Genomic DNA, 12019 nt, shown 5'->3' with positions numbered 1-12019 from the left:
CGATGAGTATGACCATTCTTGTTGTTGATGATGACCGAGAGATTCGTGATGTCATTCATATTTATTTGCGTAATGAAGGGTATCACATACTTGAGGCTGAGGATGGCATACAGGCTTTGGAACTTGTTCAGCAAAAGAAGATCCATTTGATGATATTGGATATTATGATGCCTAATCTGGACGGGATTAAGGCCTGCCTCAAAATAAGAGAGCTATCGAATATTCCAATCATCATGCTCTCCGCCAAGGGAGAGGATCTGGATAAAATCATGGGACTCTCCACTGGAGCAGATGACTATGTCACTAAACCCTTTAATCCACTCGAATTAATTGCAAGGGTGAAGGCACAGCTGAGAGGAAGGGGTTTTTCTAGCCTATCCCAAAGCTCTGATCAATCGGAAATTTGTGTGGATGATCTTGTTATTCATAAGGAATTTCATACGATTACCATCCGCGGCAAGGAAGCAGCTTTGACCCCTATAGAGTTTGCTATTCTTGAATTGTTAGCTACCTATCGGGGTCAGGTGTTCAGCATCGATAAAATTTATCAGAATGTGTGGAAAGATCAAACGGCGTATTACTCCGACAATACGGTCATGGTTCATATTAGGAACATTCGTGAGAAGATCGAAGTGAACCCGAGAGAACCCCAATATATTAAGACCGTATGGGGAGTGGGGTATAAGATTGAGAAATAGAATGTGGACTTTCTTAATTAGTGAAAGAAGTATTCGAGGCCAAATGCTGTGGTCGTTCGTTCTGGGGATGATCATGACTATAATATTGAACCTGTTTATCACTTACTACATTTTGAATGAAATTCCGAATGGTTTTATTAGTTCAATACTATCAATTGGCACTTTTCTTTTCCTTTTTATTATGTCCTTCTTCTTATTAACTCGCCCTATCATGCAATATTTCCGAGCGATTACACATGGATTGAATGCCATAGCGGGTGGCGATTTGGGCTACAGGCTTCCCTTAACCAGACTAGATGAGCTTGGCACAGTAGCCCAGAATATAAACAACATGGCTGAACGTTTGCAACTGCAAGTAGAACGGGAGCGTTATCTAGAGAAGTCGAAGATGGAGCTCATTACATCTGTTTCTCATGATTTGAGAACACCGCTTACGAGTATTATTGGCTATTTGGATTTATTAAAGACACATGCCTATCAAGATGTACAGGAGCAAGAACGTTATATTGATCATGCCTGTAATAAAATCCAGCAGTTAAATAAGCTTGTTAATGATCTGTTTGAGTATACGCGGCTTACAAGTGGAGAGGTACGGCTATCCTTACAAGAGGTTGATCTTAATCAAGTACTGGAACAAATGATTTCTGAGTTTGAGCCAGTAGCTAGGGAACACGGAATATCCATTCACAAAAGCCTGCCTCCAGTACCGGTTAAAATCATTATGGATGTTGAGAAAATCGTAAGGGCTATCGATAATCTGTTTTGGAATGCCATTAAATTTTCTGAACGTCCGTCTGAGCTTAGGATCACACTCCTGACGCAAGAGGACAGCATAATAATTGCTGTCGAGAATGATGGCAAGCCAATCAGCCAAGAGGTTGAAGAGCAGTTATTTGAACGTTTCTTTAAAGGTGAGCCATCACGCAATGATAAGAATATGCCTTCTGGCTCTGGCCTTGGCCTTTCCATAGCGAAGCATATTGTGGAGCTGCACGAGGGCCGGATTTGGCTGGAGCATGATAACGGTCATTTTAAATTCTGTATCGAATTGCAAAGTTCTTAATGCGACAATTATTTCCGAGGAAATAACGGCTCAACACTAAAATAAGTGCTTGATAAATTTAAAGTATTGTGCATAGAAGGCCGCTGCGCGGACGGATCATTCTTACGATCGCTGTTGTCTCCCTATTTCTTGATTCTATCCCTTAGGGGTAGAAATAAGGAGACAAAGGCGAACGCTATCGCTTCTTCAGAACGATTCCGTCCGCTTCGCTAGGTACTTCGTGATGGCCAGCACTGATTATGGTTTAGAGCCGTACAAGGAATCACAATATAATTAATGTTCAATTACGATTCACCCTGTGCTACAATTTGGGAATGTAAACCACAACAGGGGGAAAGTCGCAGCGTGAAAAGGAAAAAGAAAAAAGTACCATCATTAATTCTACTTGTCATCGTTCTTTTATGTCTTGCTTATCAACAGCTGCATCAACAGCTGCATCAACAGAGCACAACCGAGAAGTCACAGCAGCCAGTAACAGCAACAACTAATAATGGCTCCACTACTAGTGAACACACCTTGTACTTCCCTAAAGATCGGTTTCCCGAAACAGGTCAGCACATCAAGAATGCCATCGCTTCTGGGGAATCATCAATCTGCACGATTGATCGCAAGCAAGCTGAAGAGAATCGCAAACATTCTCTCAAAGGCGTACCGACTAAGAAGGGGTATGACCGTGATGAATGGCCGATGGCGATGTGCGCCGAGGGTGGGACTGGAGCTGATATCGCGTACATTGATCCCTCAGATAATCGAGGAGCGGGCTCTTGGGTTAGCAATCAATTGGAGAAATACGAGGATGGAACTCAAATATTATTCATCGTTAAATAAGGGCTAACCATAACAATGTCTAACAACACAAAATCCCTCGATCAACTGACGTATCGTGGCTATCGCTACTATACAGAATCAGTTGATGAGGGATTTTCTGCGTTTCTATTCGAGTTCTGTTTACTCTGCTGCTATCGCACGAATTTCAGCAAGTATAGCTTCATCTAGGACAACATCAACAGCAGATAATACGCTTAGAATGTGGCTTGGCTTACGCACACCGATAAGCGCACTAGTGATGGCTGGATGAGCGAGGTCATAGGCGACAGCAAGCTGGGGCATAGTTAAGTTTAAGCGTGCTGCGATTATTTTGAGCTTCTCAACCCTATCAACATTCGCGCGCAAGCCTTCTCCGGTATGAGCTTTGTTACGGGAACGCCAGTCACCCTCTGAGAAAGTGGTCTCGTATGTATAATTGCCTGATAGTAGTCCCGAAGTAAGGGGGCTATAGGCGACAACCCCGATTCCGTGCTCTAGGCAGAAAGGCAGAAGCTCCTGCTCAGCAGCGGGTCTCAATATGGAATAAGGAGGCTGCAGCGAATCGACATGACGTACCTGAAGCGATTGCTCAAGCTGCTCGACATTATAGTTGCTGACTCCGGCATAGCGGACTTTACCGTCCTGAATAAGCTTTTCCATCGCTCGCATCGTTTCTTCAGCAGGTATCTCGGAATCTGGCCAGTGCATCTGATAGAGATCGATATAGTCCGTTCCTAAACGCTGTAAAGATGCTTCCGCTTCACGAATAATAGAGTCGTAAGCCCCCGTTAGCGTAATCGTATCGTTCTCATCCCATACAAGTCCGCATTTTGTAGCTAGAACTACGTTATCTCGATCACCCTTAAGCGCTTTTCCAAGTACTTCTTCCGAATGGCCCAATCCGTACACAGCCGCTGTATCATAAAAGGTAACCCCTGCATCCAATGCCGCGCGAATACTGTCAATCGACAAGCTATCGTCTTGATCTCCCCAAGCGCTTACCCAGCCCGCCCCGCCAATCGCCCATGATCCAAAACCGATGACGGATATTTCTGGTCCGTTCTTGCCAAGTTTTCGATATTTCATTTGTTCACGCTCCTAAAGGTTATTTTGTACTTCATCTACAGATTTTTAGCAAAAAGCCGCTCGCAATAGGAAGCGTCGAAGCAGCTATTCCTCCTTTTATTATAAGGAAGTGCAGTGCAAGAGGAAAGGCGATCTTAATCAATCACCTATTCTATAAGGCTATTGAATCAGGCGAGTTTCCCCCTTCAATCATCCAAGAGATAGATGGTTATGAGGCATATATTAGTTAGTAGTATGGAACGAAAGGGGAAACTGTTAATGGGCAAAGGACATGGAAGGCAGTTAGCCAGTAAATGGGCCAAGACAGCGGTGTTGTTATCTCATTCACAAATAGCACCGCATATTCCTCCAACACGAATGTTTACGAAGGCGAATATGCGGAGCATGCTACATGCTCACGGCATGGTTGTCATCAAGCCGGTGTGCGGCGCAGGCGGGCATGGCGTTATTAAAGTTTCTCATGAAGGCAGCGGGTACAAGTACACCTATTATGCAAGAACGAAACATTTTACTGGTTTTGATGCTTGCTATCAATCTTTGAATGCAATGCGCAATGGACGAAGATATATGATTCAGAAAGGGATCAGGCTGGCAACCATTCAAGGCAGACCGATTGACTATCGCGTGAAGCATGTGAAACAAGCGGGCGGCAGATGGGCCATTACAGCTATTGTAGGAAGGTTAGCAAAACCAGGATTGTTCGTAACAAATTTATGTCGCGGAGGCACAAGAATGTCGGGCTCTGAGGGCATTAGACGTTCATTATCAGCAGCAGCCGTCTCTTCTAAGAAACAGCAAATGCGAACTTTAACAAAGTTATCTACACAGATGCTGCAGAATAAATTTCCCGGGATCGGACAGCTGGGATTCGATTTTGGTATCGATCAAAGCGGTAAGCTGTGGATTTTTGAGGTGAATACAAGGCCTCAATAAATAGTTAATAGGATTTAATATATTTGATTGATAGATTCATAGAGTACCATCAAACTTTTTTATTGGAATTGTAAATAGAAAGGCTGTGTATAAACCTATCCACATAATCCTCATTGCTATTCCTGTTTATTCGACGATTACCCACAAGTTACACACATGCTGTCCACATCAAATTGTGGATAACCGGAACGCTTGTTCTGATAAAAGAGACATGCTAAGATGAACAGGAATAAAAAGGAAGGGAGTGTGAGGAGATGGGAATCTTGTCCGATGAGGTCTTAGTGGATGCGTACCATTCGGCCATTTTATTTAATTTGGAGCCTGAATTCATCCGATTGTTGAATGAGGAGCTATTACGTAGAGAACTTAATCCAGATATTTCTCGTATTACCGCTTAGCATCATGCAGTTTTTGAAGAATAACATCGTTAGTGCCATTTCATTACCGTTGCTTCGTAGGTTTTCTCGCAATTCGGACAATATAGGACATGTTTACAGCTGCGTTCACCGTCTAAATTAGAAATCATCGTCTCCATGCTGTAGGAAGTGTCTGAATCCTGTTGATAAGGCGCATAGGGAGCAGTGAAATCGGCTATTTGGCCATAGTCGTTCGTCAACTTCAAGCATGAAGGACATTTTGCGGCAAGCTGCTCCAATCCATTACAAATGGGACATAACATAAAGGGTATCCTCCTTTGCCTATGCCGATGGAAACGGCTCTTATTGGCTAAGCTTAGGATACCCTGTTTCGTTTCAAATACATGCCTCTTACATTTTCATATTACTGCTATGTCCTGGGGATAGCTTTGCAGTTGGATCCAGATATACCTTTGCATTGTTAATGGCAGTTGGTGCTTCACCGAAGCCTACCGCAATAAGCTTCAGCTTACCTGGATAAGTCGTTACGTCACCAGCGGCGAATATGCCGGGGATGTTCGTTTCCATTCGAGAATCAACAATAATGGAGCCGTTGTCGATAGCAAGTCCCCATTCTGCAATCGGACCCAGAGAAGAGATGAAGCCGAAGTTAACGATAACGGCATCGACTTTTACTTCTTTGATTTCTTGCGTCTTCGAGTTTTGAAGAACAACGGTCTCGATATGCTGATCTCCTTGCAGTGAGGTTATCTCGTAGGGAGTTAATATTTGCACCTTGGAATTCAACAGGTTCTCTACGCTATGTTCATGTGCACGAAATTTATCCCGTCTGTGCGTCAGGGTGACGCTCGCAGCGATTGGTTCAAGCATGAGCGCCCAATCTACGGCAGAATCACCACCGCCGCTCACAAGGACATGCTGCCCATGGAAACGACTTAGATCATTAATGAAGTAATGCAAATTATTTTTCTCAAAGGCGACGGCTTCTTCAAGCTCCAACCGACGAGGCTCAAAAGCGCCAACTCCGGCGGTTATGATGACCGCTTTGGCAAAATGAGTTTTTTTATCGGTGATGATCTCAAAGGAACGCTCGTCCCTCTTAATCACTTCAAGCACTTTCTCTTCTAGGCATATATCAGGCTTGAAATGTTCCATCTGCTTCTTAAGCTGTTCGACCAGCTCACCAGCTGTGATCTTGGGAAATCCAGCAACGTCATAAATGTGTTTTTCTGGGTAAAGAGCAGCAAGCTGACCGCCGAGCTGAGGCATGCTTTCGATGATTCTAACCGAAGCTTGACGCATTCCGCCATAAAAAGCAGCAAACATTCCAGCGGGGCCACCCCCGATAATCGCGATATCAACATAGATAGGTTGTGTAGCAGAGTTTGACACGATGGCACCTCCAATAAGTTCAATCTATTCGTACATTATAATCCTGTAACAAGCCTAATGGAAATAACAAAATTGTATGTTGTTCTAAAGATTTTCGTATACTTTTACCCTTGAATTATTGCATGAAAGTTTGTATCATGTGAGGTAATAACAAGGCTTTGTCGAAACGGTGCGCTTGTTTGACATAAAAGCGCTACTCTGTTCACAAACTACAGGATAAAATACGAACTTTCGTCTGAGATTGTGTAATTTTTCACAAAGTACAAATAAAAAGAATTTAGGAATGGATGGGATTGTGCGATGAGCAACATACCGAAAATCGTTATTCTCGGAGCTGGATATGGCGGTGTTCTAACTGCACTTCGTCTTCAGAAGGAACTTAACTACAATGAAGCTGATGTCACGCTTGTAAACAAGCATGACTATCATTATTTTACTACACATCTGCACATGCCTGCTGCAGGAACGGATAAGACTGAGAATGCACGTGTAAGCATTTCGAAACTGATTGATGAATTCAAAATTGATTTCGTCAAATCGACAGTTGTACAAATTCGTACCCAAGATAAGAAAGTCATTCTGGAGGACGGCACGCTTTCCTATGACTATCTGGTTATTGGACTTGGCGGCGAGCCAGAAACCTTCGGTATTCCAGGTATGCTTGAGCATGCCATGAACATCCGCAGCATTAACTCCGTTCGCTTGATTCGCGAGCATATTGAGTATCAGTTTGCCCGTTATAAGCGTGAACCACACCGTACCGATTTCTTAAATTTCGTTGTCGGTGGTGCTGGCTTCACAGGAATCGAGTTCGTAGGGGAGCTTTCTGATCGTTTACCTGAACTGGCTAAACAAAATGACGTTGACCCATCACTCGTAAAGCTTTACAACATAGAAGCAGCTCCAAGTGCGCTGCCGGGCTTTGATCCGGAGCTGGTTGAGTACGCGATGAACGTACTGACGAAGAAGGGCGTTACCTTCCGCATTGGAACGGCAATTAAAGAATGCACGGCTGACGGTGTTATCGTCGGTGAAGGCGAAGAAATCAAAGCTGCAACTGTGATCTGGGCGGCTGGCGTACGCGGCAACCGACTGATTGAAGAAGCGGGCATTGAAACCATGCGTGGACGTGTGAAGGTTGACGAATCACTGCGTGTTCCTAGCCATGACAACATCTACGTTGTGGGTGACAACTCACTGATGTTTAATGAGGAAGGTCGTCCTTTCCCGCCTACAGCCCAAATTGCGATGCAGCAAGGGGTTACCTGTGCGCATAATTTGGTTGCTTCGATTCGTAACCAGCCACTTAAGAAATTCGAGTTCAAAAACAAAGGTACTGTGGCTTCCCTTGGTAAAGGCGAAGCGGTCGGTCTTGCTTTCGGCAAGAAATACAAGGGCGGCGTAGCTGCATTGCTCAAGAAAGCGATCGACATCCGTTACTTATACATCATCGGTGGAATTCCGTTAGTTGTTCGTAAAGGGAAATTCCTATAATGCGCCATTGCAGCGTACAGGTCCGAGGACTCTTGAAACGCGACGAGCTGGACAGATACAACGCGCTGATGGAGGTTGGCTCCTTCTTGGAATCCCAAACCCGTCATGACTTGGCATATACAGTGCAAAAGGAAGTCGATATTCTCATTCTTCCAGCCATTGAACGGCTGAAGGAAAAAGGCAGAGAGCGTGATCGTCAGACAGAAGCTTATCTGGAAGCCAAGAGGCTGATGGAAGAGGACGACGACGAGGATTAATAAAGAAAAGCGGTTGAGGTGTAGAGATAGCTACACTTCAACCGCTTTTTGCTTTTTAAAGACTAAGGAATTGTGCGAGCTTTTCTTCGGTCAGCAGGTTGCCGACATAGAACTCACCAAATTCGCCGAAGCGAGCGCTAACTTCATCGAACCGCATTTCGTAAATAAGCTTCTTGAACTGCAGAGCATCATTAGCGAACAGCGTTACGCCCCATTCCCAGTTGTCGAAGCCAACAGAGCCTGTAATGATTTGTTTCACTTTACCTGCATATCCGCGACCAATCATGCCATGACTGCGCATCATAGTCTTCCGCTCGTCCATGCTGAGCATGTACCAATTATCGTTTCCTTCACGACGTTTATTCATCGGGTAGAAGCAGATATGATTCCATTTTGGCAGAACAGGCTTAATACGTGCGATAATGTCTGGGTTTTGCAGCGGATCTGTTCCTGGAGGAGCCATGTAGTTACTGAGCTCCACGATACTGACATAGGAATGCGCAGGAACCGTGTATTGAGCGAATATTGTCTTATTGAACGCTGTTTCAATGGCATTCAGCTCTTCTAACGTTTCACGCAAGTACATGAAAACGAAATCAGCTTTTTGACCCACTATCGTATAGAATGCCGTGCTACCAGAGCCTGCTTCTTCTACAGCTTGCCATTCTTTAAGAAAAGATTGAAGCTCATCTAGAGCGGTATTGCGATCAGTTGGATCTGCCAATCTCCAAGCTACCCAGTCTATCGAACGGAAATCGTGCAGGGCGTACCAGCCTTCCAGCGTTTGAGCTGCTTCACTCATGTTGATCTCTCCCTTAAATGTACTTGTTGTCCCCATTGTAACGTAACGTTACAATGTAGAGCAAATGACGGTCTTGTGACAACATGGCAAATCAAATTGACTTCCTATCAGTCATCTACTACACTATTCGTAGTGAAAGGGGAATACGAAACGGTATGAATTCAGATGTTGATTTCCTACAGCTTATCATTGCGACGGTCTTGTTCTTCGTTATGATGTTTGGAATCGGGTTTATTTTAAATATGCTTCTCAAAACGACATGGTTTCCAATTTACTTGTTCATCATCGTGCTGCTCCCAATATTCATTTGGCAGACCTGGGATGATAAGAAGTCGTTTGCAGGCAATTTTGGTGCATTTACCTTCGTTGACATTTTGCCGGCAATTGGTGCCCTCATTGGTGCTTATATTAGCGGTGCAACGATTCGTGCCCTTCGGCGCGGCGGTTACAAAATGTTCTAATCATGAACAACCTAGCGGCTCGGCCATACTAAGGGTAAAAATCCGAGGTGTTGCGCGATGCCGTTTTTTCATATTGGGGATGTTGCCATCGAGTATCAACAGCAAGGAGCGGGAGGGATACCTATTGTTTTCGTCCATCCGCCTTGTATTACCAGTGCACTTTTTTCAAATCTTAATACGGAGCTAGATGCAGCCGGGCCGATAATAGCCTTCAATATTCGTGGACATGGGGCAAGCGAATCGGGTCCTGCAAGGCTTTCACTTGCTCTTATCGCAGAGGATATGAAGCATGTACTAGATCAATGCGACGTGGAAAAAGCTTATCTCTGCGGATATGGAGCAGCGTCTTTTCCTATTATTATGGCGTTATACACATACCCTGAACGGTTCTGTGGGGGTATCCTGATCTCAGGAGCTGCATCTTACACCGATATCAGCACCAGATCAAAGCTGCAGGCGACCTTTATTTCAAGCATCTTAAAGGCGAAGAGTTCAATTGTGAAGCAAGCAGTTAGAATGGAAACGGAGAATAAAGCAGTCGTTAGTACGCTGTTCGAACAGGCCATGCAGGGTGATCCGATTAAATGGAAAGAATACGCGGAGGCTTGCTTGAACGCTTCTTTTGATCGAGAGCTGCATCACATCAAGCAGCCGATGCTGCTGTTATGTGGAGCTGAAGATCAGATTAGCAGAAGCTTGTCGGAGCATATGTACGGCCAATTGCCCAATGCGGAGTTTTTTGGAGTTGTTGGTGCGCAGCGTCAGCTGCTTGTTAAGGAGACGACTAAGACAGCTTTTGTTATGCGAATGTGGCTGGCCAATCAGCAGCAGCCAGAGCGAGTGGATACCTTTGAAGAGCGCAGTGAATGGCTGGAAGATCTCGTAAGCCATGGTGTGGAGGAGCAGATGGTTTAACTGGATTTGGTGAAGAATTAGTATGCAGACTTCTCTGATATCAGATAGCAGTATCATAAAGTTCCCTCATTCGGGGGAATTTTCTTTTTTTCGCGCCTCTATAATGCTACTCTTTTATGTTAAAATAGTAGAACAAGTTGAAACGGATGGAGTCGATAAGATGCGGATTGGTAACTTGCATCAATTTACAGAGCATCATCGATATTACATTTTTCGTGATTATTCGCTAAGCGCGGTAGATCGCAAAATGCTTGGTCTTATCTATCAGCCGATGATTGGTGCATTCGCTGCTGGCCTCTATCAACAGCTCTACCAGCAGGTTGCTGACGATCGGGTAGGCTATTCGCCGCTCGAGCCGCAACGTAAGCTTTTCCTTGGTCTTGGACTGGATATGAACGAGAAAGGCAGACAGGAGCTCGTTGTGCACGCTTCTCGTCTTGAGGCTGTAGGTCTGCTGCAGGTATCGCGGCTTGGTGTTGAGGATAGCGATGATGTTATTTATGAATACGAGCTGGTTAAGCCGCTCACGCCGGACGAGTTTTTTGGGAGCCCGCATTTAACACTGCTCTTGCGTGATAAAGTTGGGAAGCATTCCGTAATTGCGCTGCGTGAATCATTCTATGCGAAGGAAGCGGATGAGCTGGCAGGTGCCGAGCTTCAGAAGGAGAATATTACAGTTCCTTTCTATGAACTGTTTCGGCTCAATACACAAGGCATCGATTTGGAGCTTGAACAGGCACTTACTGAAGTCGCCCCGACAAGACAAGCACAGCCTAAACCACAGTTTGAGACGGCTGGTATTCAATATGGCGAGATCATTATGCGCTTTCCGCGTAATTCAACGAACCGACGTCATGTTGAGCGTCTTCGCGGGGATGAAGAACAGCTTGCACAGCTGAACTATGTCGCGTATAAATATGGTTTGACTGTTGTCGATTTGTGCAGACTGCTAGATGAAGATCATGTATTTACGAGCAGCGGTGAGCTAATTATGGACGAGCTGCAGCTGCGCGCGAACCAAATGTATCATCAGGATCGTAAGCGCAATGATGAACGGCTGCGCATATATGGACGAACATCAGCTGCCCAAGACAGCATAGATAAGGATACAACCGAAGATTCATCCAATGATGATATGCCCGAAGAAGTGGCTGTTCAAATTGAATTTTATATGGAAGTGCCGACTCAGCTTGCTGCTAGGTGCGACATTCATCAATATAATATGCTAATGCGGAATGAGCCGCATACACGGTTTATTGCTCGCTTCTTCCCAGGAGCCGTCCCAGAGTGGATCATTCGTGTTTTTGAAATTATCGATCTTAATTATCGCCTTCAAGGATCCGTTATTAATGTTCTTATTCATTACGTACTTGGCCTTAATGATGCACAGCGTGTCACCAAAACATACATAGATGCAGTTGCATCCAATATGCTGATGAAGCAAATTGATTCTTTCGAGAAGGCTGTCAGTTATGTTAGGGAACAAGTCAAGCTGGAGCAAGATAAGGAACGTCGCCGTGAGAGCGGCACAACAGTAGGTACCAGTAATGCCTCCAAAGGCGGAGGAAATGCAAGAGGAGCTCGCGCAGGTACAAGCCGCAAGCCATCCATCTCGATTATTCAGAACTCACCTAGCGGGGGGACAGCTCTCTCGCAGGAGGAGATGGAAGAAATACGCAGGATGGCACGCAAATTAGATGGTCAATCAACGTGATCTGAGGTGACTTAAGAAAT

General features: G+C 44.8%; 14 protein-coding genes. 10 read left to right on the top strand and 4 right to left on the bottom strand.

Annotated elements, in window-relative coordinates:
• Window positions 1-2: 2 nt before the first annotated feature.
• The 3 genes from EKN16_RS14810 to EKN16_RS33030 all read left to right on the top strand — a co-directional run bounded on the left by EKN16_RS14810 (window position 3) and on the right by EKN16_RS33030 (window position 2589).
• The gene (locus tag EKN16_RS14810; RefSeq protein WP_125658512.1) at window positions 3-698 is read left to right on the top strand and encodes a response regulator transcription factor; all 696 of its coding nucleotides are present in this window, start codon (window positions 3-5) and stop codon (window positions 696-698) included.
• 73 nt (window positions 699-771) lie between these two features.
• Entirely contained in the window at window positions 772-1761 is a 990-nt protein-coding gene (locus EKN16_RS14805; RefSeq protein WP_164522801.1) for a sensor histidine kinase, read from the top strand.
• 345 nt (window positions 1762-2106) lie between these two features.
• Window positions 2107-2589 (top strand): NucA/NucB deoxyribonuclease domain-containing protein, encoded by a 483-nt coding sequence (locus EKN16_RS33030; RefSeq protein WP_375782078.1) that lies wholly within the window; start codon window positions 2107-2109, stop codon window positions 2587-2589.
• A 120-nt stretch (window positions 2590-2709) separates the two neighbouring features.
• On the opposite strand, the gene EKN16_RS14795 is transcribed toward EKN16_RS33030, so the two are convergent.
• On the bottom strand, window positions 2710-3654 hold the full coding sequence (locus EKN16_RS14795; protein WP_125658503.1) for an aldo/keto reductase: 945 nt from the start codon (window positions 3652-3654) through the stop codon (window positions 2710-2712).
• Window positions 3655-3912: 258 nt separating this feature from the next.
• On the opposite strand from EKN16_RS14795, the gene EKN16_RS14790 reads away from it, so the two are divergent.
• Window positions 3913-4587, top strand: coding sequence for a YheC/YheD family protein (locus EKN16_RS14790; RefSeq protein ID WP_125658500.1), 675 nt, complete (start codon window positions 3913-3915; stop codon window positions 4585-4587).
• A 263-nt stretch (window positions 4588-4850) separates the two neighbouring features.
• A complete protein-coding gene (gene sda / locus EKN16_RS14785) occupies window positions 4851-4985 on the top strand; it encodes a sporulation histidine kinase inhibitor Sda (protein WP_375782077.1) in 135 nt (44 codons plus the stop codon).
• Window positions 4986-5014: 29 nt separating this feature from the next.
• Here sda and EKN16_RS14780 read toward each other — a convergent pair whose 3' ends face one another.
• A complete protein-coding gene (locus EKN16_RS14780) occupies window positions 5015-5266 on the bottom strand; it encodes a hypothetical protein (protein ID WP_125658495.1) in 252 nt (83 codons plus the stop codon).
• A gap of 88 nt (window positions 5267-5354) precedes the next feature.
• Entirely contained in the window at window positions 5355-6290 is a 936-nt protein-coding gene (locus EKN16_RS14775) for an NAD(P)/FAD-dependent oxidoreductase (RefSeq protein ID WP_221226781.1), read from the bottom strand.
• Between the two features lie 366 nt (window positions 6291-6656).
• Here EKN16_RS14775 and EKN16_RS14770 point away from each other — a divergent pair, with 366 nt between their 5' ends.
• Entirely contained in the window at window positions 6657-7850 is a 1194-nt protein-coding gene (locus EKN16_RS14770; protein WP_125658489.1) for an NAD(P)/FAD-dependent oxidoreductase, read from the top strand.
• Window positions 7850-8107: a hypothetical protein gene (locus EKN16_RS14765; protein ID WP_125658486.1), complete on the top strand. Its 258-nt coding sequence runs from the start codon at window positions 7850-7852 to the stop codon at window positions 8105-8107. The genes EKN16_RS14770 and EKN16_RS14765 overlap by 1 nt, the downstream gene beginning before the upstream one ends.
• 55 nt (window positions 8108-8162) lie before the next feature.
• Here EKN16_RS14765 and hemQ read toward each other — a convergent pair whose 3' ends face one another.
• Window positions 8163-8909, bottom strand: coding sequence for a hydrogen peroxide-dependent heme synthase (gene hemQ / locus EKN16_RS14760; protein ID WP_125658483.1), 747 nt, complete (start codon window positions 8907-8909; stop codon window positions 8163-8165).
• A gap of 155 nt (window positions 8910-9064) precedes the next feature.
• Here hemQ and EKN16_RS14755 point away from each other — a divergent pair, with 155 nt between their 5' ends.
• From EKN16_RS14755 to EKN16_RS14745, 3 genes are all read left to right on the top strand, one after another.
• Window positions 9065-9370 (top strand): YuiB family protein, encoded by a 306-nt coding sequence (locus tag EKN16_RS14755; RefSeq protein WP_125666288.1) that lies wholly within the window; start codon window positions 9065-9067, stop codon window positions 9368-9370.
• Window positions 9371-9427: 57 nt separating this feature from the next.
• Window positions 9428-10285: an alpha/beta fold hydrolase gene (locus EKN16_RS14750; RefSeq protein WP_125658480.1), complete on the top strand. Its 858-nt coding sequence runs from the start codon at window positions 9428-9430 to the stop codon at window positions 10283-10285.
• Between the two features lie 160 nt (window positions 10286-10445).
• Window positions 10446-11999 (top strand): replication initiation and membrane attachment family protein, encoded by a 1554-nt coding sequence (locus tag EKN16_RS14745; RefSeq protein WP_125658477.1) that lies wholly within the window; start codon window positions 10446-10448, stop codon window positions 11997-11999.
• The last annotated feature ends 20 nt before the right edge of the window (window positions 12000-12019 follow it).

It is taken from the genome of Paenibacillus baekrokdamisoli (assembly GCF_003945345.1).
GTDB lineage: Bacteria > Bacillota > Bacilli > Paenibacillales > Paenibacillaceae > Paenibacillus_Z > Paenibacillus_Z baekrokdamisoli.
Note: the sequence above shows the minus strand (reverse complement) of the source record. Positions and strands in the feature narration are given on the sequence as shown.

Coding starts and splice junctions, on each gene's coding strand:
- EKN16_RS14810 (WP_125658512.1), top strand. CDS start 3: ATGAGTATGACCATTCTTGTTGTTGATGATGACCGAGAGATTCGTGAT.
- EKN16_RS14805 (WP_164522801.1), top strand. CDS start 772: ATGACTATAATATTGAACCTGTTTATCACTTACTACATTTTGAATGAA.
- EKN16_RS14795 (WP_125658503.1), bottom strand. CDS start 3,654: ATGAAATATCGAAAACTTGGCAAGAACGGACCAGAAATATCCGTCATC.
- EKN16_RS14790 (WP_125658500.1), top strand. CDS start 3,913: ATGGGCAAAGGACATGGAAGGCAGTTAGCCAGTAAATGGGCCAAGACA.
- EKN16_RS14780 (WP_125658495.1), bottom strand. CDS start 5,266: ATGTTATGTCCCATTTGTAATGGATTGGAGCAGCTTGCCGCAAAATGT.
- EKN16_RS14775 (WP_221226781.1), bottom strand. CDS start 6,290: ATGTTTGCTGCTTTTTATGGCGGAATGCGTCAAGCTTCGGTTAGAATC.
- EKN16_RS14770 (WP_125658489.1), top strand. CDS start 6,657: ATGAGCAACATACCGAAAATCGTTATTCTCGGAGCTGGATATGGCGGT.
- EKN16_RS14765 (WP_125658486.1), top strand. CDS start 7,850: ATGCGCCATTGCAGCGTACAGGTCCGAGGACTCTTGAAACGCGACGAG.
- hemQ (WP_125658483.1), bottom strand. CDS start 8,909: ATGAGTGAAGCAGCTCAAACGCTGGAAGGCTGGTACGCCCTGCACGAT.
- EKN16_RS14755 (WP_125666288.1), top strand. CDS start 9,065: ATGAATTCAGATGTTGATTTCCTACAGCTTATCATTGCGACGGTCTTG.
- EKN16_RS14750 (WP_125658480.1), top strand. CDS start 9,428: ATGCCGTTTTTTCATATTGGGGATGTTGCCATCGAGTATCAACAGCAA.
- EKN16_RS14745 (WP_125658477.1), top strand. CDS start 10,446: ATGCGGATTGGTAACTTGCATCAATTTACAGAGCATCATCGATATTAC.